The 20314-nt window shown below is 55.7% G+C and carries 18 protein-coding genes and 1 tRNA gene; 10 read left to right on the top strand and 9 right to left on the bottom strand.

Annotated elements, in window-relative coordinates:
- Positions 1-14: 14 nt before the first annotated feature.
- Entirely contained in the window at positions 15-1445 is a 1431-nt protein-coding gene (locus AUQ41_RS11125; RefSeq protein WP_063088504.1) for an NAD(P)-dependent oxidoreductase, read from the bottom strand.
- 265 nt (positions 1446-1710) lie between these two features.
- Between AUQ41_RS11125 and AUQ41_RS11120 the strand changes: the two genes are divergently transcribed.
- Positions 1711-2541, top strand: coding sequence for an undecaprenyl-diphosphate phosphatase (locus tag AUQ41_RS11120; RefSeq protein WP_008888356.1), 831 nt, complete (start codon positions 1711-1713; stop codon positions 2539-2541).
- A 38-nt stretch (positions 2542-2579) separates the two neighbouring features.
- Complete coding sequence (locus AUQ41_RS11115) at positions 2580-3119, top strand: GNAT family N-acetyltransferase (protein ID WP_063088503.1); 540 nt, start codon at positions 2580-2582, stop codon at positions 3117-3119.
- A gap of 23 nt (positions 3120-3142) precedes the next feature.
- Here AUQ41_RS11115 and AUQ41_RS11110 read toward each other — a convergent pair whose 3' ends face one another.
- From AUQ41_RS11110 to AUQ41_RS11095, 4 genes are all read right to left on the bottom strand, one after another.
- The gene (locus AUQ41_RS11110) at positions 3143-3418 is read right to left on the bottom strand and encodes a DUF3572 domain-containing protein (protein ID WP_063088502.1); all 276 of its coding nucleotides are present in this window, start codon (positions 3416-3418) and stop codon (positions 3143-3145) included.
- 28 nt (positions 3419-3446) lie between these two features.
- Positions 3447-3839 (bottom strand): hypothetical protein, encoded by a 393-nt coding sequence (locus AUQ41_RS11105; protein ID WP_008888359.1) that lies wholly within the window; start codon positions 3837-3839, stop codon positions 3447-3449.
- 70 nt (positions 3840-3909) lie between these two features.
- On the bottom strand, positions 3910-6651 hold the full coding sequence (locus AUQ41_RS11100) for a cation-transporting P-type ATPase (protein ID WP_063088501.1): 2742 nt from the start codon (positions 6649-6651) through the stop codon (positions 3910-3912).
- A gap of 295 nt (positions 6652-6946) precedes the next feature.
- Positions 6947-7033 (bottom strand) — tRNA-Leu (locus tag AUQ41_RS11095).
- 200 nt (positions 7034-7233) lie between these two features.
- On the opposite strand from AUQ41_RS11095, the gene AUQ41_RS11090 reads away from it, so the two are divergent.
- From AUQ41_RS11090 to AUQ41_RS11080, 3 genes are all read left to right on the top strand, one after another.
- The gene (locus tag AUQ41_RS11090; RefSeq protein WP_143588674.1) at positions 7234-8637 is read left to right on the top strand and encodes an autotransporter domain-containing protein; all 1404 of its coding nucleotides are present in this window, start codon (positions 7234-7236) and stop codon (positions 8635-8637) included.
- A 135-nt stretch (positions 8638-8772) separates the two neighbouring features.
- On the top strand, positions 8773-9459 hold the full coding sequence (bluB, locus tag AUQ41_RS11085; protein ID WP_083952690.1) for a 5,6-dimethylbenzimidazole synthase: 687 nt from the start codon (positions 8773-8775) through the stop codon (positions 9457-9459).
- A 36-nt stretch (positions 9460-9495) separates the two neighbouring features.
- Positions 9496-9750, top strand: a complete 255-nt coding sequence (locus AUQ41_RS11080) for a hypothetical protein (protein ID WP_063088500.1) — start codon at positions 9496-9498, stop codon at positions 9748-9750.
- 47 nt (positions 9751-9797) lie between these two features.
- On the opposite strand, the gene AUQ41_RS11075 is transcribed toward AUQ41_RS11080, so the two are convergent.
- The 3 genes from AUQ41_RS11075 to mutT all read right to left on the bottom strand — a co-directional run bounded on the left by AUQ41_RS11075 (position 9798) and on the right by mutT (position 11491).
- Positions 9798-10142: a hypothetical protein gene (locus tag AUQ41_RS11075; protein WP_063088499.1), complete on the bottom strand. Its 345-nt coding sequence runs from the start codon at positions 10140-10142 to the stop codon at positions 9798-9800.
- A 93-nt stretch (positions 10143-10235) separates the two neighbouring features.
- A complete protein-coding gene (locus AUQ41_RS11070; RefSeq protein ID WP_083952691.1) occupies positions 10236-10997 on the bottom strand; it encodes a molybdopterin-binding protein in 762 nt (253 codons plus the stop codon).
- Between the two features lie 62 nt (positions 10998-11059).
- On the bottom strand, positions 11060-11491 hold the full coding sequence (gene mutT / locus AUQ41_RS11065) for an 8-oxo-dGTP diphosphatase MutT (protein WP_063088498.1): 432 nt from the start codon (positions 11489-11491) through the stop codon (positions 11060-11062).
- A gap of 172 nt (positions 11492-11663) precedes the next feature.
- On the opposite strand from mutT, the gene AUQ41_RS11060 reads away from it, so the two are divergent.
- Positions 11664-12554: an alpha/beta hydrolase gene (locus AUQ41_RS11060; protein WP_063088497.1), complete on the top strand. Its 891-nt coding sequence runs from the start codon at positions 11664-11666 to the stop codon at positions 12552-12554.
- Between the two features lie 61 nt (positions 12555-12615).
- Here the strand turns inward: AUQ41_RS11060 and secA are convergent, their stop codons facing one another.
- Complete coding sequence (gene secA / locus AUQ41_RS11055) at positions 12616-15324, bottom strand: preprotein translocase subunit SecA (RefSeq protein WP_008888371.1); 2709 nt, start codon at positions 15322-15324, stop codon at positions 12616-12618.
- 335 nt (positions 15325-15659) lie between these two features.
- Between secA and AUQ41_RS11050 the strand changes: the two genes are divergently transcribed.
- The 4 genes from AUQ41_RS11050 to argJ all read left to right on the top strand — a co-directional run.
- The gene (locus AUQ41_RS11050) at positions 15660-16766 is read left to right on the top strand and encodes a hypothetical protein (RefSeq protein ID WP_063088496.1); all 1107 of its coding nucleotides are present in this window, start codon (positions 15660-15662) and stop codon (positions 16764-16766) included.
- A gap of 55 nt (positions 16767-16821) precedes the next feature.
- The gene (locus AUQ41_RS11045; RefSeq protein ID WP_063088495.1) at positions 16822-17934 is read left to right on the top strand and encodes a hypothetical protein; all 1113 of its coding nucleotides are present in this window, start codon (positions 16822-16824) and stop codon (positions 17932-17934) included.
- Between the two features lie 258 nt (positions 17935-18192).
- Positions 18193-19059 (top strand): peptidylprolyl isomerase, encoded by an 867-nt coding sequence (locus AUQ41_RS11040; RefSeq protein ID WP_008888374.1) that lies wholly within the window; start codon positions 18193-18195, stop codon positions 19057-19059.
- 188 nt (positions 19060-19247) lie between these two features.
- Positions 19248-20314 (top strand): bifunctional glutamate N-acetyltransferase/amino-acid acetyltransferase ArgJ (gene argJ / locus AUQ41_RS11035; RefSeq protein ID WP_063088494.1); only part of this gene is annotated, 1067 nt, incomplete at its 3' end.

Below are 20314 nucleotides of genomic sequence, written 5' to 3'. Positions count from 1 at the left end.
ATGCGGCAGCGGGCTTAAGCAGCAGCTTCTTTGCGCGCCAGCAAATACTCATCAATCCGGTCAGCCGCATCACGGCCATCGCGAATTGCCCAGACCACAAGCGAGGCACCACGGGCAATATCACCCGCAGCAAACACGCCATCGAGATTGGTCATCATGGTGCGGAAGTCGATCTTGACCGTGCCCCAGCGCGACACACCCAGTTCCGGTGCATCAAACAGGGTCGGCAGGTCTTCGGGTTCGAAACCAAGCGCCAGGATGACCATGTCGGCATCCATCGTGTAGCTTGAACCTTCGATGATTTCCGGGCTCTGACGGCCACCGGCATCCGGGGCACCAAGGCGCATCTTGACCGCACGCACACCGTTTACCTTGTCATCGCCGACAAAGGCTTCGGGGTTGGTCAGCCAGACAAACTCGACACCTTCTTCCTCGGCATTGGCAACTTCACGCTGCGAGCCCGGCATGTTTGCACGGTCACGGCGATAGAGACACTTAACCGATTTGGCACCCTGACGGATCGCGGTACGGACACAGTCCATGGCGGTATCACCACCACCGATCACGACAACATTCTTGTCCTTGGCATTCAGCGTTCCGTCTTCGTAAGCCGGAACCGTGTCACCCAGGCCATGGCGGTTGGATGTGGTCAGGTATTCAAGTGCCGGATAGACGTTACCAAGACCGGCACCGGGCAGTTTCAGTTCGCGGGCCTTGTAAACGCCGGTCGCGATCAGAACGCTGTCATGTTTCTTGCGCAGGTCATCAAGGGTCGCATCACGGCCAACCTCGAATTCGGTGTGCATGACAACACCACCTTCTTCGAGAAGCTTCACACGACGTTCGACGACATCCTTTTCAAGCTTGAAGCCCGGAATACCATAAACCAGCAGCCCGCCCATGCGGTCATAACGGTCATAGATATGGACTTCATATCCTTTGAGGCGCAGCTGTTCGGCCGCGGCCATACCACCCGGACCACCGCCGATGATGCCAACCGACATGCCATTTTCCTTGGCCGGTTTCGGCGGCTTCACCCAGCCATTCGCAAAGGCGGTGTCGGTGATGTATTTTTCAACAGAACCGATGGTAACAGCACCGTGGGTCGACTGTTCGATCACACAATTGCCTTCACACAGGCGATCCTGCGGGCAGATGCGACCGGTGACTTCCGGCATGTTGTTGGTTGCAGCCGAGATGGCATAAGCCTCTTCAAGGCGACCTTCGGTGGTCAGGCGCAGCCAATCGGGGATGTTATTATAAAGCGGGCAATGCGCCTGGCAGAACGGCACACCACACTGCGAGCAGCGCGACGACTGATCGGCAGCACTATTGTCATCAAACGGTGCATAAATTTCGTTGAAATCCGTGCGGCGCTCGGACGCTTCTCTTTTGTGCGGATATTTTTGTTCAAGATGAACAAATGTCAGCATCTTTTCTGTCATGACGGCCCTCTGGAAGGGTTTTATGTTGCGGGTTTTGCTCTGTATACGTGTCGAACAGGCAAGAATCCAGCACAAAATATCATTTAGGTCAATATTACTGACTTAAATATCCGGACAAATTTTCCGGTTTTTCAAAGAGAGCCTCGGAAAATGACCGCAACATTGTTTCAATAGTACCATAATGGTACTATTTATGCGTTTCGCCAAAATGGGCTAAACTGCTATAAGCGATCAGTTTTTGCAGCGAACAGCCACAGAGGCGGGCGTGACCCTACAGCACATTATTCTTCTGGCGATCGTTCAAGGGATCACCGAATTTCTCCCGATCAGTTCATCTGGCCACCTTGTCCTGGCCCCTGCCCTCACCGGCAGCGCGGATCAGGGTTTGTTGGTAGATGTTGCGGTGCATGTCGGTACTTTGGCTGCTGTTTTGATCTATTTCTGGCGTGATGTGTTTGCCATGCTTGGCGGATTCGTCCGGCTGTTTACCGGGCGAATCAACCCCGGTGCCCGCCTTGCCCTTCATATCGTGCTTGCCACCATCCCGGTGATTGCCGTCGGATTCTATTTCAAGGTTTCCGGGATCGAGGAACAGCTGCGCTCAGTTGAAATCATTGCCTGGACCACCTTGGGCTTTGGCATTTTGCTTTGGCTTGCCGACAAGGTCGGCATGACGATCAACCGTCTTGAACATATGCGCTGGGGCGGTGCCCTGTTTATCGGGCTTGCACAGGTTCTGGCGCTTGTTCCGGGCACCAGCCGGTCGGGCATTACCATGACGGCCGCGCGCTTCATGGGCTATGAACGATCTGACGCGGCGCAGTTTTCGATGCTGATGTCGATCCCGGTCATTCTTGGTGCCGGGTTGCTGGCAGGGATCGATTTGCATCAGACGGGTGACATCAACCTGACCGAAGACGTTCTGCTTGCAGCGGGTCTGTCATTTATTACCGCCCTGATCGCCATCGCCCTTCTGATGAGCTGGCTGAAACGATCCAGCTTCACGCCCTTTGCGATCTATCGCATTTTGCTGGGTGGCGGACTTCTGGTTTGGATTTATGTCTATGGCGGTGCGCCCCTTCCGTTCTTGAGCTGATCAACCACCACCGTCCAACGCCTACCAAAGAGCCCCACATGCTTTTACGTCCCCTTGACCCGGCGGCAGATGGCGCCGCATTGCACCGCATTTTTGGTGATCCGGATTGCTGCCTGTGGCTCCCAGAACCAGCTACCCCGGACATTGAAACCACCATCGCCAAGCTTAAGGAATGGTACGCCGGGTTTGCAGATACTTCATGGGTCGTTTGCGAAACGCCCGATGGACCGGCCCTTGGCGTTATTGCCTTTTATAACACCGGGCGGGATGCGAATATCTGGGAAGCGGCCTGCATGGTGACCCCGGCCGCGCGCGGTCAGAATTACGCCGCACGTGGTCTTTATGCCGCGATCCGGGATCTGTTTGAAAATACCACCGCGCGCCGGGTCTTTGCCGATATCGACCCGGACAATCATGCGTCGATCAGAACATTTGAAAAGCTGGGCTTCACCCGCGAGGGCGTTCTGCGCGGCGAGTGGCAAACCCATATCGGCATTCGTGATTCTGTGATTTTCGGGCTGCTGCGCACCGACAGCCTGACCGATATTGCCAACCCGCCTGAATTAATCACCGCCTAGGCTGGTGTTTTGCCGGGCCGGGGTCAGTCCTGCCAGATCGGGCCGCCGGACAGGACGATCTGGGCGCGCGCCGGATCTTCGGGGGCACAATCCGATTCCTCGACAAAGCGCATCAGAAACGGTTCGTGTGACAGCAGGAATTCAAGCGCACCACACTGCACCTCGTTTGAGGCGATCCCGGCTTTGAGATCATCAAGCCCCATGCCGGTTTGCGCGATCAACCCCTGAAGCAATTCGTCGTCGCCGGCGATATGAGCGATGGCGCGAATGGCGAGAGTTTCGGCTGCTTCCTTGTTCATATGTGCGAATGCCTGCGTGATAGAACTGTTATTTGAACCATTTTGCCTTGGACAAGGCGCGCCAGACGACAAGACCGGCAATCACAATGACGCCAGCGGCAATTGCGCCCAAGCCATTGCCCGCCACCAGCACCAGCCCCCAGAAGCCGACCGTGCCAAAGCCAATTGCCAGACTGAGGAAGGCGGACTTGGTCAGGGTGTCCTGATTTTTCTGGGCCATTTCGGCGCGCTTGATTTCATCGACGATCTCATACCAGGCCAGTTGCTGCCAACGGGAATATTTCAGCCCCTTGCTTGGCCCCTTGCGGAGGAATTCATCAAGCTGTTTGACGATATTGGCTGCGCGCTCTTCGGGGGCAACATATTTGCCAATCCGTTCCTTCTTGCGCGGGCCTTCGTCTTCTTGGTCTGGTAACGGCATAGGGCAGCCTGACACGTGATTACGGCGATGCGTTATGGATAGGCGGCATCTGCTTTACATCCGGTAAACATTACCCTGTCTTGCGTTTCTGCCAGTGTCGCAGGAAAGCCTTTTCAATTTCGACCAGCACAAAGACGCTGAACCCGACCCCGACGGCCATCGCCCAGCCAAGCGGCGGGATGGCGACACTTTCAAACAGATACTGCATCGGCGGGGCATAGGTGTAGATCAGTTGGAAAAGCACGACCAGTGCGACCGCGATCAACACCGCCCGACTGCCCAAAAGCCCTTGTCTGGTGAATGCCGATGCGGTCAGGAAACGCGCGTTGAACAGATAGAACAGTTCAAACATCACAAGCGTGTTGACCGCGACCGTGCGCGATACTTCAAGGTCCGCCCCACGGTTCTGGAACCAGACAAACACGCCGTACACACCGGCCACGAGAATGAGCGAGACAAAAATCGTCCGCCAGATCAGAAAGCCCGATAGCAACGGCGCATCGCGTCGGCGCGGTTGACGTTTCATGACGTTGTGCTCAGAAGGTTCAAACGCCAGCGCGAGGGCGAGCGTCACCGCGGTGATCATATTGACCCACAGGATTTGTGGCGCGGTGATCGGTAGCAATTGGCCCAAGGCCAGCGCCATGACAATGGTCAGGGCCTCCCCGCCGCTGCTGGGCAGGATGAACAGGATCGATTTGACCAGATTGTCATAGACCGTTCGGCCTTCTTCGACCGCGGCGGCGATCGAGGCAAAATTGTCATCGACCAGCACCATTTCGGCCGCTTCCTTGGCGGCCTCATTGCCCTTTTGGCCCATGGCAACACCAACATCGGCGCGCTTAAGCGCCGGGGCGTCATTAACGCCATCGCCGGTCATGGCAACGACATGGCCCTCTGCCTGAAGGGCCTTGACCAGACGCAGTTTATGTTCGGGACTGGTGCGGGCAAATACGTGGGATTTGCTGGCGACGTCACGCAAGGCACCATCATCAAGGCCGTCAAGCTCGTGGCCGCTGACCACAGGTTCGCCATCGCCAAGGCCGAGTTGACGGGCAATGGCACCGGCTGTCACCGCATGGTCGCCCGTGATCATTTTAACTGCAATCCCGGCAGCACGGCATTTGGCAACGGCGGCGATGGCTTCTTCGCGCGGCGGATCGACAAGGCCATAAAGGCCGATCAACACCAGATCCTGTTTGACGTCATCAAAGACCAGCTGGTGATGGCCGTTATGGGTCGGGCGGAAGGCAAGTGCCAGAACCCGCTGGCCATTTTCGGCCATTTCCTGCATGCGGGCTTCCCAATAGGGGCGATCCAGGACTTCCTGATAATCCGGTCCGCCCTGAGAGTTGCACATGGCAAGGATACGTTCGGGCGCGCCTTTGACATAGATGAAGCCATGGCCTTCGGCATGGTGATGCAGGGTCGCCATGAAACGATGTTCGGATTCAAACGGGATGACGTCATGGCGCGGCAATTGACGGTTTTCGGTGCCGGGTTCCAGTTCCGCCTTCATGGCAAGGGCCACCAGCGCGCCTTCGGTCGGATCGCCATCGACCGACCATTGACCATCACTTTCATGCAGACCGGCATCGCTGCACAAAAGTGCCCCGCGTGCCATTTCGGTCAGGCCGGGATGGTCATCCGGTTTGACCGGTTTGCCATCCAGCTCAAAGCCGCCTTCGGGGCGGTATCCGGTGCCGGTGACGGCATAAAGATGCTTGCCGGTGGCGAGCGACTGCACCGTCATTTCGTTGCGCGTCAGCGTACCGGTCTTGTCCGAGCAGATGACGCTGACCGATCCCAATGCCTCCACCACCGGCAGGCGGCGAATGATCGCACGCCGTGCGGCCATGCGTTGCACGCCGGTGGCAAGGGCGATGGTCATGATTGCCGGAAGACCTTCGGGGATGGCGGCGACGGCGAGCGCGACCGCACCGACAAACATCTCAGCCGCCCCGCGCCCATGCACCCAGACACCAATGGCAAAGGTAACAAAGGCGACCGCCATGATGGCGGCACTGAGCTTCCGCCCGAAGGTCGACATTTGCCGCAGAAGCGGCGTGGTAAGGGTGGTGACTTCGGACAGAAGCGCACTGATGCGACCGATTTCGGTTTTGGCACCGGTGGCAACGACCACGCCGCAGCCCTGCCCGTGGGTAACCATGGTGCCGGAATAGGCCATGGAAAAACGATCACCAAGCGCCGCGTCCGCGGCCACCGGGGAAACAGCCTTATCGACGGGAACAGATTCGCCCGTCAGGATGGCTTCCTGAATTTGCAGACCCTTGACCCGGATCAGACGCAAATCAGCGGGCACCTTGTCACCCGATTGCAAATGGATGATATCGCCCGGCACGACGTCTTCGGCGGGGATTTCGATTTTACGCCCGCCGCGTTCGACGATGGCGGCGAGTGACAGCATATTGCGGATTGCTTCAAGCGCGCTTTCGGCCCGGCCTTCCTGCACGAAACCGATGATGGCATTAATCACGACCACCGCCAGAATGACCGACGTGTCGACCCAATGCGCCAGTGCCGCCGTAACAAGGGCTGCCAGCAGCAGGACATAAATCAGCACATTATTGAATTGGGCCAGAAACCGGATCAGCGGCCCACGCCGACGCGGCGGATCAAGCCGGTTGGGACCATATTGCGCCAGACGTTCGGATGCTTGGTCTGCTTCAAGGCCTTGCGGGCCTGTTTGGAAATCTTCAAGGGCCTGATCGGCGGGTAGTGCGTGCCATGCGCCGTCCTGCTGGATCGGAACACCCGAAAGTTCTGTGGATTTGGCAGCGACTTTGTTCATGGCAATGCTGGCCTGTTGATGGCGTGAATACGCGCACCAAGGATCCTATCGCACTGCAGCATCTCATACAAGAAGTCACCGATTGATCATCACGTTACGACCAGTGCGGCTGCGGCAATGACACCAATGGCAATCAAGTGAACCATCTTCATTCTCCTGCATTGGGGATGAAACAACATCCACAGCAAACCTGTGCCGGGATGTTCGCAGGATGAAATACAAAGCAGAGGATTTGATGACAGGAATTCGGCAATTTGATGCCGGGACCGTAAACAGGGTCCGGTTGCCGATGCGCTGGTGCGGGCGGCCGGACTTGAACCGGCAAAGCCTTAGGGCTGACGGATTTTAAGTCCGCTGCGTTTACCAATTTCGCCACGCCCGCGACGCGCGTTGGGACCGGCCAAAGCCGGTGCAAAGCGTTCTAGCGCGGCTTGGTTTTTGACGCAACATTCTATTAGCCATGATCGGCACCTTTACGCGGTTAAACAGCAATGGGGCAGAACTGCCCGTGTTTCTCCATATTCCGTGCATTTTCGTCTGTCATGCTGGACCACTGACCCAAACAGTCACGTTCAAAGTCAGATGCACAGGCGTTTTCAAGCTGCCGTGATTGCCACGGTCTGTCTGGCGGCCGTTACCTATATCCTTCGACGGGAGATAAGCCAGCCGCCCATAATACCGCAGGCCTTTGCCCGCGATGATGCCGCACGGCCTGATGCACCGGTATTGCGCAACAAGACCACCACCCGGACCGCAAATCAGCAACGCCATATGAACCGCCTGTATGACAAGATGGACGAAGATCTTTATGACAGCCGGGTGGCACCCTTGCTGTTTGATGGCTTCCTTTCTCCGCCGCAACAGGCCACCGAACATCTGCAATTTGGCATGGGCACCCCAACACCCAGCGAGATTCTGGCCGGGCGCAATGCGCTTTCATCGCTTGCGCGCAAGCTTGACCTTGATAGTGCGGCGGGGACGTTCCCGACCCAATCGCGCAGCGTGCATGCGCCGATCAGTATCTGGCTTGCGGGCAACCATTCAGAACTTGAAAACCGTATCACCGGGTCGGGCTACGATCCGGGCCTCAGTGGCGACACCATCTCGATTGATAGCGGTGTGGATTATCTGATTGATGACGGGCTTGTGCTTGGCATCGGGGTTGGCTGGGGCAGCACGGTTGGCGAATCCGGCACCCGGCAATTGGGCTATCGCGAAAACAATCTTGCCCTGTCGCCCTATTTCGTCTCGCGGGTGACAGACTGGTTTAACCTGCGCGGCAGCATCAGCCTTGGTCAAAGCACCATCCGCCAATCCCCGATTGGCCCGGTGCCAGATAACCTGCGCTATGCCGAACGGCTTGATAGTACCAGCATTTCAAACAGCATCGGTTTTGGCACCGACTATGAATTCGGGGCGGTGCCGCTGCGCATCCAGCTTGATGGCGATATCACCACCGCGCGCGAATATGTTGATGCGGCGCGCGCCACCAGTGGTGGACTTGTGCCCGGAAGCATCGCGACCACGCAGCTTTTTGATGCTTCGGTCGAGGCGCGCTATCGCCTTGGCTTTGGCAATCATGAAATCATTCCGTTTGCCGGGCAGGACGAGACCATATCGCTTCTGAACCAGAATTACGGGCGCAGCGGATCGACGCGCTATTATGCCGGGGCCGATTATGCCTATGATCCGCTGAGTTTTGATCTCAGCATTCAGGGGTTTCGCGACATCGCCACCGGGTCTGAGGACATTACCGGCATTCGATCGGAGTTTTCCCTGATCCATGATGTGGCACAGTCATCGATGACGCTTGAGCCGTTTGTCAGCATTGAAAGCACCAATCTTTATCTTGATACCGGGGGTGGCATTACCCAGCAATGGGGCAGTTTCCCCGCCAGCGTCAGTTTCGAGTTGCGGCGAAAACTGAGCTATGAAGTGTCGCACGGCAACTATACCGGTTTTCTGACCATAGATGTGCCGTTCTAGGCTTTTGTCAGCGCATGGTGCGCAAAAATCGGCTGTGAAGGATCGATGAGATCATCTTGCTATTGGCGACAGCGGCGCTGACAGGTAGGGTGCAAAACAATTGAAATTTACCTCGCATTTCATCAGGCCCGCGCCATGACCAAACCAGATCAGATTGCCACAAACAGCGCCCCGGAAACGGACCTGACGCCGCCGGTTTTTGACCAGACGTTTCAAAAGCAGTTCATCAATCTTTTGCTGTGGCGGCGTGATGTCCGGCGTTTTCGCACCGACCCGATCCCTAAGGGCGATATCGACGATCTGATCAAGGAAGCCTGCCTGGCGCCCTCAGTCGGCAATTGCCAGCCATGGCGCTTTGTGAAGGTCAATGACCCGAAACGCCGCAAATCAATTCGCGACAGTTTCGAGCGCGCCAACAATGAAGCACTTAATGACTATCACGGCGAACGCGCCAAGCTTTATGCGTCGCTGAAGCTTCAGGGCATGGATCAGGCCCCGGTACAGTTGGCCGTGTTTGCCGATGAAGAAACCGAAGCCGGCATGGGCCTTGGCCGCAAGACGATGCCCGAGATGCTTGATTATTCTGCGGTCGCCGCCGTGCAGTTGCTGTGGCTGGCGGCACGTGTGAAGGGCATCGGGGTTGGCTGGGTTTCAATCCTTGAGCCGGATGTGGTCGGCAAGACGCTTGATGTGCCAGACCATTGGCGGCTGATTGCCTATCTGTGTATCGGATATCCGGAAGAAGATCACGTCGTGCCCGAACTGGTGCGCGAAGGCTGGCAGGATCGCATTGATCCCGACGCGCTGACACTTGAACGCTGATTGCCAAAACATATTTCAGAACGCAAGGAATACCGAATGTCTGGCGAACCAAGCCAACCGAACAATCCCGAACAGCCGCCGCAAAAAAAGGGGCTGTCAAACGGGGTCTATTTCAAGATCATGGGCTATCTTCTGACCGCGGGTTGGGTCGGGATCATTTTGGCGGCGTCGGGCGGGGATTCGAGCCACCCGTTGTTTGATTACATTTTCATCGTGCCGTTGACGGGCTGGATCATCGGCATGCTGATTGCGCGCGTGATCGCCAAGAAATCCGGTGCGGACCGGCCATAAGGCAGGTGTTCAACTTTCCAGAAAGGCGCCACCAAATGGCGCCTTTTTTATTTTCTGTCATCTGAATTGCGATTGCGCGTCCGTTCATCGCGATAGCGGTCATCATCGGAAAAGCCGCCAAGCGTCATGATCCCGATGCCCAGACTGATGCTGCCAAAGGTCACAAACAGGCCGAAAAACAGCAAGAAGATAAAGATCGGCGCATCGCGCGATGACGTCGCAAGACTGTAAATCCCGCCAATATCGAAATACAGAACCAACGCCCCGAACACCAGCGCGCCAAACCCGCCGTAAGCTGTGTGTTCGATCATGAATTTCACAATCGACCGGGCTTCGCGGGCGGCCTGACTGTTGCGCGCGTCATTGTGCGGATCATGGTTCTGATCGGTCATATTGTCTTCCCGTAAAAGGTCAGAACAATTCTAGACACAGCCCCGAAGACATTACCTTGATCAAACGCAATTCAAGGCCACTGGCCAAGGCAATCAGACAGCACCGGTATCCTCGATCACATCCTTGCCGCCTTCGATGATGGCAAGGCGAATGCGATCAGATGCCTGATTGACGTCATCTGGATCCTCACCACGCACTACCAATGTAGTGCCAAGCTTGCCTTCGCGCAGGAACGGATAAGACCCGATATCGGTTTCGGGGAAATCAGCCTGAATTTCGCCAAGCACCTTGGCGATCGTGCCTTCGGGGATATAGCCGCCAACGGAACGCGATACCATCGGCTTGCCGCCAATCAACTGATGTTTGATGCCCTGGAACATGGCCTGCATGATCATCGGCACACCGGCCATGACATAGACATTTTCCATGCGGAAACCCGGTGCCTTGGAAATCGGATTCTGGATCAGCTCCGCCCCGACCGGAATACGTGCCATACGCAGGCGCGCTTCATTGAGGTCTTCGGGGTTTTCATAATGGCTTTTAAGCAAGTCGTGGGCGTCTGCATTGAGTTCAATCGCTACCCCGAATGCCTTGGCGACACATTCCGATGTGATGTCATCATGGGTCGGGCCGATGCCGCCGGTGGTGAAGACATAATCAAATTTTGCCCGACATTCATTGACGGTTTCGATGATGGTGGCTTCGATATCGGGAATGACGCGGGTTTCGGCCAGGCGGACACCAAGCGCATTCAGTTCCTCTGCCAGATAAGGCAGGTTCTTGTCATGGGTGCGGCCAGACAGGATTTCATTGCCGATAATAATCAGACAGGCACGGACCGGATCAGACATCATATCCCCACAACATCATTCAAACTTCAATGCGCGATCTCATACGCCACAAACGGGCAGATGGCTCACAGAAAATCGCGCAGCATCGCCACAAGCGGCACATCAGCCGGCGGCATCGGATAGTCGCCCAGACGGACCGGACGCACCCATTTCACCTGCTGACCTTCCATCGGGGTGATTTCACCCTTCCAGACGCGGCACAGATAAAGCGGCATCATCAGATGGAAATCATCATAGGTGAAAGATGCAAAGGTAAAGGGTGCCAGACAGCTTTCGGTAATATCAATACCAAGCTCTTCCTTGAGCTCGCGCACCAGCGCCATTTCGGGGGTTTCACCCGCCTCGACCTTGCCGCCCGGGAACTCCCACAGGCCCGCCATGGATTTGCCTTCCGGGCGCTGGGCGATCAGCACACGGTGATCGATATCGACCAGCGCGACCGCACTGACGAACACGGTTTTTTCCGGGATTTTGCCCTGGCGCAGGTCAACCGACATGCAGCCTTTATCTGGTTGTTGTATTGTCATGGCACTGTTTTATCGCGCCATCAAACCTTCGCCAAGTGCAGAAAGCATCAAACTGCTTTACTCAAATTGCCGTATTGAGATTACGTCGTTTTTCCAATCAACCTAAGGCAGCTTGAAGCCTCCGGAAACAGCATAACAAACAATGTACAAACCGAACCGCACAAGGCTTTTTGGCCTAGCTGCCAACTCCGTTGTCGCAATGGTGCTTCTGGCCGGATGTGACAAGCTTGGTGCTTACAATCATTGGCAGGCTGGCGATTTAGAACCTGATATCGCGGCACTTTCCTATGGCCCGGAGGAGCGGCAGGTTGTGGATCTTTATCTGCCCGATCCCTCCCTGCAGCCCGCCCCACTTGTGATCTGGTTTTATGGCGGGTCCTGGGATTCTGGTGATCGCGGCAAGTACGCCTTTATCGCCAAACGTTTTGCCGAGTTTGGCTATGCCGTTGCCATTCATGATTACCGATTGGTGCCCGATGTTCGTTTTCCGGACTTTATCGCGGACGGCGCGTCTGCGATCGCCTTTATGAAAAACTACGCGGCACAAAATCCGGGTCAGATCAAAGATGTCCCGATTATGTTGGCCGGTCATTCCGCCGGGGCTTATAACGCCGTTCAACTGGTTGCGGACCAACAATATCTGCAAGCTGTCGGGCTTGATGCCGATGACATTGCCGGCATCATCGGGCTTTCCGGCCCGTATGATTTTTACCCCTATGATGTTGCAGCCACCAAAAATGCATTTGGCGAGACACCGGCCAATCAGAGCCAGCCGGTCGCGATGGATCTTACACATATGCCGCCGCTTTTGTTGATTACAGGCACCCGTGATCACACGGTTTTACCGCGCAACTCGCGCAAACTCGCCGAACTGGCCCCGAATGCAGAACTTGTCGAAGTCCCCGAAACGGGTCATGCAGGAACCCTGATTGCTCTTGGGTTCTATTTGACAACCGATGATGCGGTGTTGGACCCGGTCAAACAGTTCCTGCAAAACCATCTGCCAACCAAGGCCCTGACAGCAAGCAACTGACAAAGAAAAAGCGCGCATCCCGAAGGAGCGCGCTTTTTGTTTCAATTCATGGCCAATACGATCAGTTCAGCTGACCGTGGCAATGCTTGTATTTCTTGCCAGATCCGCATGGGCAGGCCTGGTTACGCGCCACGCGACCCCAGGTCGACGGATCATTGGGATCGAAATTGCCCGGCTGACGCGACTGAACGGTTGCGGTATCGACACCCTGCTCGGTTGCTTCGAGTTCGTCGCGGTTTTCGCGCATTTCCTGTTGCGGACGGCGGGGTGCTTCGAGGTCTTCGGGGCGCGGGGTCGATTGCAGTTCGACATGCGACAGCATCTGGGTCACGCGTTCGCGCAAGGAAACCAACATGGCTTCAAACATGTTGAAGGCTTCACGCTTGAACTCATTGAGCGGGTCGCGCTGACCATAGGCGCGAAGGCCAATGCCCTGACGCAGGTGATCAAGGGCAAGAAGGTGCTCTTTCCACGACTGATCAAGGAGTTGCAGCACGAGGCTTTTTTCGACCTGGCGCATGATGTCAGCACCATAGTTGGCAACCTTGGCCGCCATTTTCGCATCCGCTGCCTTTTCAATGCGTTCGCGCATGACTTCCTGATCGATGCCTTCTTCCTTGACCCAATCAGAAATCGGCAGATCAAGACCCAGAAGACGGGTAACTTCTTCGTGCAGGCTGGCGGCTTCCCATTGCTCCGGATAGACCTTGGCCGGGCAGTATTTGTCGACCATGTCTTCGATGACTTCGGCGCGCATGTCAGCAACGTCTTCGGCGACATTTTTTGCCTGCATCAGATCGCGGCGTTGTTCATAGACGACCTTACGCTGGTCGTTCATGACATCGTCAAATTTCAGAACGTTCTTACGAATGTCGAAGTTGCGTGCCTCGACCTTCTGCTGGGCTTTCTCAAGCGCCTTGTTGATCCACGGATGGTATATTGCTTCGCCTTCCTGCAGACCAAGTTTCTGCAGCATGCCGTCCATGCGCTCGGACCCGAAAATACGCATCAGGTCATCTTCAAGCGACAGATAGAATTTCGATCCACCCGGGTCACCCTGACGACCGGAACGACCACGCAGCTGGTTATCCACACGACGTGATTCATGGCGTTCGGTCCCGATCACAAACAGACCACCGGCGGCGAGAACCTTCTCCTGGTCGGCTTTGACTTCTGCCTTGATCTTTTCAATCGCGGCCGCACGTTTGGCCTCGTCAGTGACGTTGGCCAGTTCGTGCTCAACGCGCATTTCAACGTTGCCACCAAGTTTGATGTCGGTACCACGACCGGCCATGTTGGTGGCAATCGTGATCGCACCCGGCGCACCGGCCTGTGCCACGATCAAGGCTTCGCGTTCATGCTGCTTGGCGTTGAGAACTTCGTGCGGGATCTTTTTCTTTTTCAGAAGATCGGACAGAATTTCCGATTTCTCGATCGAGACCGTCCCGACAAGAGCCGGCTGGCCACGTTTGTGGCAGTCTTCAAGCTGTTCGGAGATCGCAATCCACTTTTCATTGGCAGTGCGATAGATCTCGTCATCGGCATCTTTACGGGCAATCGGGCGATGGGTCGGGATTTCGACAACCTGAAGGTTGTAGATTTCCTCGAATTCTTCGGCCTCGGTCATTGCCGTACCGGTCATCCCGGCAAGGGTCGGATAGAGGCGGAAATAGTTCTGGAAGGTGATCGATGCCAGGGTCTGGTTTTCGTTCTGGATCTTGACCTTTTCCTTGGCTTCGAGCGCCTGATGCAGGCCATCGGAATAACGGCGGCCTTCCATCATACGACCGGTAAATTCATCAATGATGACGACCTTGTCGTCCTTGACGATATAGTCGGTATCTTTCTGGAACAGCTTGTGGGCACGCAGTGCCTGATTGACGTGATGGACCAGATGAACGTTGGCAACGTCATAAAGCGTGCCTTCGGTCAGAATGCCCATTTCCATCAGAAGCTGTTCGGCGTGCTCGGTGCCTTCTTCGGTCAGGGTAACCGCACGCGCCTTTTCGTCCTTTTCGAAGTCTTCTTCGATCAGTTTCGGGATCAGCGCATCAATCGAGCGGTAAAGTTCGGAGCTGTCTTCGGCAGGGCCTGAAATGATCAGCGGGGTACGGGCTTCGTCAATCAGGATCGAGTCGACTTCATCGACGATCGCAAAGTTGAACGGGCGCTGCACCATGTCTTCGAGACGGAACTTCATGTTATCGCGCAGATAATCAAAGCCGAGCTCGTTATTGGTCGCATAGGTGATGTCACAAGCATAAGCCGCACGGCGCTGATCATCGGTCATGCCATGCATGATCACGCCCACAGTCAGACCAAGGAAGCCATAGACCTCGCCCATCCATTCGGCGTCGCGACTTGCCAGATAATCGTTGACCGTCACCACATGAACGCCCTTGCCTTCAAGCGCATTCAGATAAACCGGAAGGGTCGAAACCAAGGTTTTACCTTCACCGGTTTTCATCTCGGCGATTTTGCCAGATGTCAGAACCATGCCGCCCAGAAGCTGCACATCATAATGACGTTCACCACGGACACGTTTGGACGCCTCGCGGATGGTGGCGAAGGTATCAGGAAGGATATCTGTCAGAGTCTCGCCATTCTTGAGACGTTCGCGCAGCCAATCTGTCCGGGCGCGCAGTTCGTCATCAGTAAGCTTTTCGACTTCGGGTTCCAGGGCATTGATTTGCTCGACCGTGGCCCGCAGGGCTTTGACTTCACGATCGTTAGCTGAACCGAAAATTTTCCGGGCAATAGCGCCGAGCATTAATACGTTCCTGAACAAATAAATTAAGACACAATGAGGCCCGACAGAAAGCGGAGCCCGATCACAGATAGAACCCTGCCTGCCATCTGTCAACGGAACGAGCCAATATCGCTAATGTTGGGCTGAAAATTACCGGTTTTCGCCGCCGTCCCCGGACACATCCGGACGGTTTCACGTTTCCGTTTTTGGTTATTGATCCCTTCTTGCTTGAGAAATGCGAGAAATCGGCGTACCATTCGCCTAATAGTTTTAAACCCTAACAGAGCATGTAGCTCGTTTTGGCACGCAGGGTTGCCCCGAAAGCGCTGCCAAATCACATCCTCAGGAGGAGGATTATGGTCGATTTCTCAGCGCTTAATCCATTTCGTCAGGGTCAATCCGCCCTTCAGGATGCGCGTCAGCCGCTTGCCAAAACCAATCCCGATGCCGGTAACAGTGCTGCACAGGCGCGAACTGATGCACGCAATCAGGTTGATCCGGTTGCGTTGTCAGACGATGCGCTTGCCGCACATAATGACAGCCAGAAGCTTGCCCCTGCGGCAGGCAAGTCGCTGTCGAACAAGTCCCTGACAACCGAAGAACTGTTTGAACGCGCACTTGATGCGTCGCTTGAGATGATTCGCGGCAGTGTCGAGGAAATGTTCGCGCTTTCGGGCATGTCCGAACAAGAAGCGATTGTCGCGACCGAGGCCATGTTCACTGGCATTCGCGATGCTGCCAGCGGGCAAGACCAGTTTGAATTTTCCTTTGATCAGGCGATCGCCAGCCACAGCAAGACCGCCATTTCATATGCCGGGGCCAATGGTGCTGCGGTTGGCGTATCGGAATCAGCCATGATGGCGGTCCAGTCGCTGGATATCAGCATCAACAACGAAACCGGTGAGTTCTCGTTTAATTACGAGGCTGCCAAGATCGAAGTTGTCCGCACCGAAGCCATCGCAATTGGCAACAGTGCCGGTGCAGCCCTTGGCGCACTTGGCGCGGTTATGGATGGACTGGGTGGCGGGTCGCTTGTGGATATGCTGGGCAACCCGGCCAGTGCCGAGAATGGCGGACTTCTGTTTGATATCAACGATAACGGAGTCGCTGAATTCATTCGTGAACTGATGAATGCGACAGTCGGTTCTGATGACGCGTCCGAAGAAGGTGACTCAGCCGGTGCTGCGCAGACCAATGGTCAGGCGCTTGCGGCCGAACGGATGGCGGCCCTCAATGCCCAGATCACCGAACAGTTCATGGAACAGGCAACCCTGATCGTACGCAGCATCAATCAGCCGGTTGACGATACTGGCGAGGGTGCAGGTCCGCTTCAGCTGACCGTTGATATGATGATGCCGATGGGCCTCTTTGGTCAGGATGATGGCAAGGCCACCTTCACGTTCCCTGATGGTGAAACTGTGCCCGTCATTGACCCGACACAGGAACAGGATGTTCTGATTTAACTGCGACGGGATGTCGTGACCGGCATCCCGCAGCCCTTCAGGAAGGAGGTGCTGTATGTTTGATTCCTCAACACTATCCAATCCGACCGCCACCCAGAATGCAGCGGCGCTTGCCGCTTCACGTGCCGCGGCAAATGGTGCCGTCAGTTCGGATACCGATGGAAATCAAGATGGCGAACTGTCCCAGCAACGCGCCATCATTGACCAGATTGATCTCAGTATCGAAGCCAACCAACGCATCGAACAAGCAATGGGGTCTTTTCAGCACCCAATTCTGGAATTCGAGACCGATGTGCTTGAAATCTATAAGGGGCTGAAACCCGCATTAGATGATGCCCAGACGCGCCTGAACCGCGAGGCTTTCATTGTTCTTGCCATGATGGGCATTCCGCCAGCCAAGGCCCGCGCGATGGCCAACGCCATGACGGGTGGTGATCCGGGTGACCTGAAGCTTGCCAATACCGGTGGCACCGGCGGCGCTGACTCCGTTCAAGATCTGGCGGTCAGCATGTCGCACGGCAAGGCCAAGGTTAACCTTGGGCAGGTGTCTGTTAGTTCCCGACAGGTACAGATCGATTTCTCATCGATTGAAACCCGGTTTGCCAAGACCGCCGGGAAAATCGACATTTCCGTCTCCGAGTTCAAGGCCCATATCGAAATGATCCGGGTTGAAATCGCGCAAGCGTTTCAGAAGGATCCGTTGATCCTTGATCTGGATGGCAATGGCATCGACATCACAAGTCTTGAAGACGGTGCAAAGTTTGACATTGATGGTGATGGATCGCTTGATCAAACCGCCTGGGTCAGCGGCGGGGATGCGCTGTTAGCACTTGATCGCAATGATGATGGTGAAATCAACGACGGTACCGAACTGTTTGGTGACCAGAACGGTGCCAAAGACGGTTTTGCCGAACTGGCCAAGTATGATGACAACCAGGATGGCGTGATTGACGAAAGTGATGCTGTGTTCAGCTCGCTCGTTTTGCTGCGCGCAAATGGAAGCCAGAGCAGCTTGGCAAGCGAAGGCATCAAATCGATCTCGCTGACCCTGATCACGCCGTTGAACGAACGGCTGATCGGCGGGGATCTGGTGGCCAAATCGGGTTTCACCCGCACAGATGGGTCACAAGGGACGGTCGGTGAAGTGCTGTTTGACGTTCGGGCCTGAACAGTCCCAACCATGTCAAAATTTCACATAACGGTCGTCCAAGCATTGCCCGCCTTGCAGGTGATGCGCGCGTGAACGCAAAGATACACATCACAACATGCTGACACGCAAATTTAGCTTCTTCACATTTTAGACAGAAAGCTTTGCCAAAAGGTGCGACATCCACGGCGAAGCCTTGTGCAGGCACAACTTATGTGTTTTACCCGTGGGCAGAGGCATTGGGCATAAGCCCATCTGAAATCAAAGTCTGGAGAAACTATGCTGCGCAAATCCCTTCTTGCTGCGTCCCTGGCAACCGTCATTTTCGCATCCCCTGCCATGGCACAGGACGCTGCACCGGCAGAAGACCCGGTGCTGGCGACGGTCAATGGTGAGGACATTCTTGAATCAGAAGTCCGCGCAACCCAGCAGGGCCTGCCGCAACAGTATCGCCAGCTTCCGTTTGACATGCTTAAGGCAGATCTTTTGACCCGTGAAATCAATCAGCGCCTGCTGATGGATGCCGGCAGCGAAGCTGGTCTTGCTGACGACGAGGAAGTCAAAGCACAGATCGCAGCGCTTGAGCGCCGCCTGATCGCGGAAACCTATCTGGATCGTGCGCTCAGTGACGCGATCACCGATGATGCGATCGAAGCAAAATACGAAGAATTCATCAAAACCAACGAGCCGGAGCCGCAGGTTCACGCCCGCCATATCCTGCTTGAAAGCGAAGAAGACGCAAAAGCCATCATCGCAGAACTTGACGATGGTGCCGACTTCGTCGAACTCGCCAAAGAAAAATCGACCGGCCCGTCCGGCCCGAACGGTGGTGATCTTGGCTTCTTTAACCGTGCCGACATGGTTGCACCGTTTGCCGAGGCAGCCTTTGCCATGGAACCGGGCACCTATTCGAGCGAGCCGGTTCAGACCCAGTTCGGCTGGCACGTGATCAAGGTTGAAGAGAAAAAAGAAGGCACCCAGCCGTCACTTGACGAAGTCCGTCAGCAGCTGGTGGCCGAAATCAGCCGCGATGCGTTTAACGCACTTGTCGAAGACCTGCGTTCTGATGCCGAAATCGTCAACTATGTCGAAATCGAAGCCGCGAAGGCAGCAGAAGAAGCCGCCAAGGAAAAGCCGGCGGAATAATCCCGCAGACTTCGCGGTCAGTATCAATTGATCGCGACTGGCTTTAGAGAATTCGAAAACGGGGTGCAGCCTTTGGCTTCGCCCCGTTTTTTACACATCACTTGATCGCGTAAATTCATTCTGCCGCTTGCTTTTCGTCGCCATTGCGGCAGGATGGACCGACTTATCCAATAAAGGAAACTGCACTGATGGTTGCGACTGCCATTTCACCGCTTGCCCCTGCGGCATTCCCAGACCTTCCGGCGATTGCTGGCGTTAAACTGCATACCGCAACCCTTGGCATTCGCTACAAGGGGCGCCCGGATGTGCTGTTGGCCGAACTTGAGCCTGGCACGCAGGTTGCCGGTGTCTTCACCACATCCACCACCGCATCGGCGGCGGTCCGCTGGGGACGTGAGGCGCTTAAGGGGGGTACGGCACGTGCCTTTTTTGTCAATGCAGGTAACTCCGTCGCATTCACCGGCAAGGCTGGCGAAAAGTTCGTTGCTGACAAGGTCGAAGCCGCGTCCAAGGCACTTGGCTGTGCAAAAACCGAAATCTTTACCGCATCGACCGGCGTGATTGGTGAGCCGACGACAGCCAACCGCATCACCGATGCACTGGGCGATCTTCTGGCCAATGAGGCCGGCTGGCTTGATGCCGCCAAGGCCATCATGACAACCGATACCTTCCCCAAGGGCGCGTCAGCCACCGCGACCATCAATGGCAAGACCGTGACGATTGCCGGTATCGCCAAGGGATCGGGCATGATCGAGCCGAACATGGCAACCATGTTAAGCTTTGTGTTTACCGATGCCGCCCTACCGCACAGCGTTTTGCAGGCCATTCTGGCCGATTGCAACAACCGCAGCTTCAACGCGATCACGGTTGATAGCGATACGTCGACCTCGGACACGCTTCTGGTGGCTGCCACCGGCAAGGCGGGCAATAACGCGATCAGTGACGTCAACGATCCAGAACTTGCCGCGTTCAAGGCGGCATTTGAAGACGTGCTGCGTGATCTTGCCCATCAGATCGTCCGCGATGGCGAAGGTGCTTCGAAATTCATCACCGTCAAGGTCACCGGTGCCGTGAACGAGAAAGAAGCCAAAACTGCCGCCAAGGCCATTGCCAACTCCCCGCTTGTCAAAACCGCGATTGCCGGTGAAGACGCCAACTGGGGTCGTATCGTCATGGCGGTTGGTAAATGCGGTGTAACCGCCGATCCCAACAAGCTGAGCGTTGCAATTGGTGGCATTACGTTGGCCAAGAACGG

The sequence above is a fragment of the Thalassospira sp. MCCC 1A02898 genome, assembly GCF_001618185.1.
Taxonomy (GTDB): Bacteria; Pseudomonadota; Alphaproteobacteria; order Rhodospirillales; family Thalassospiraceae; genus Thalassospira; species Thalassospira tepidiphila.
Note: the sequence above shows the minus strand (reverse complement) of the source record. Positions and strands in the feature narration are given on the sequence as shown.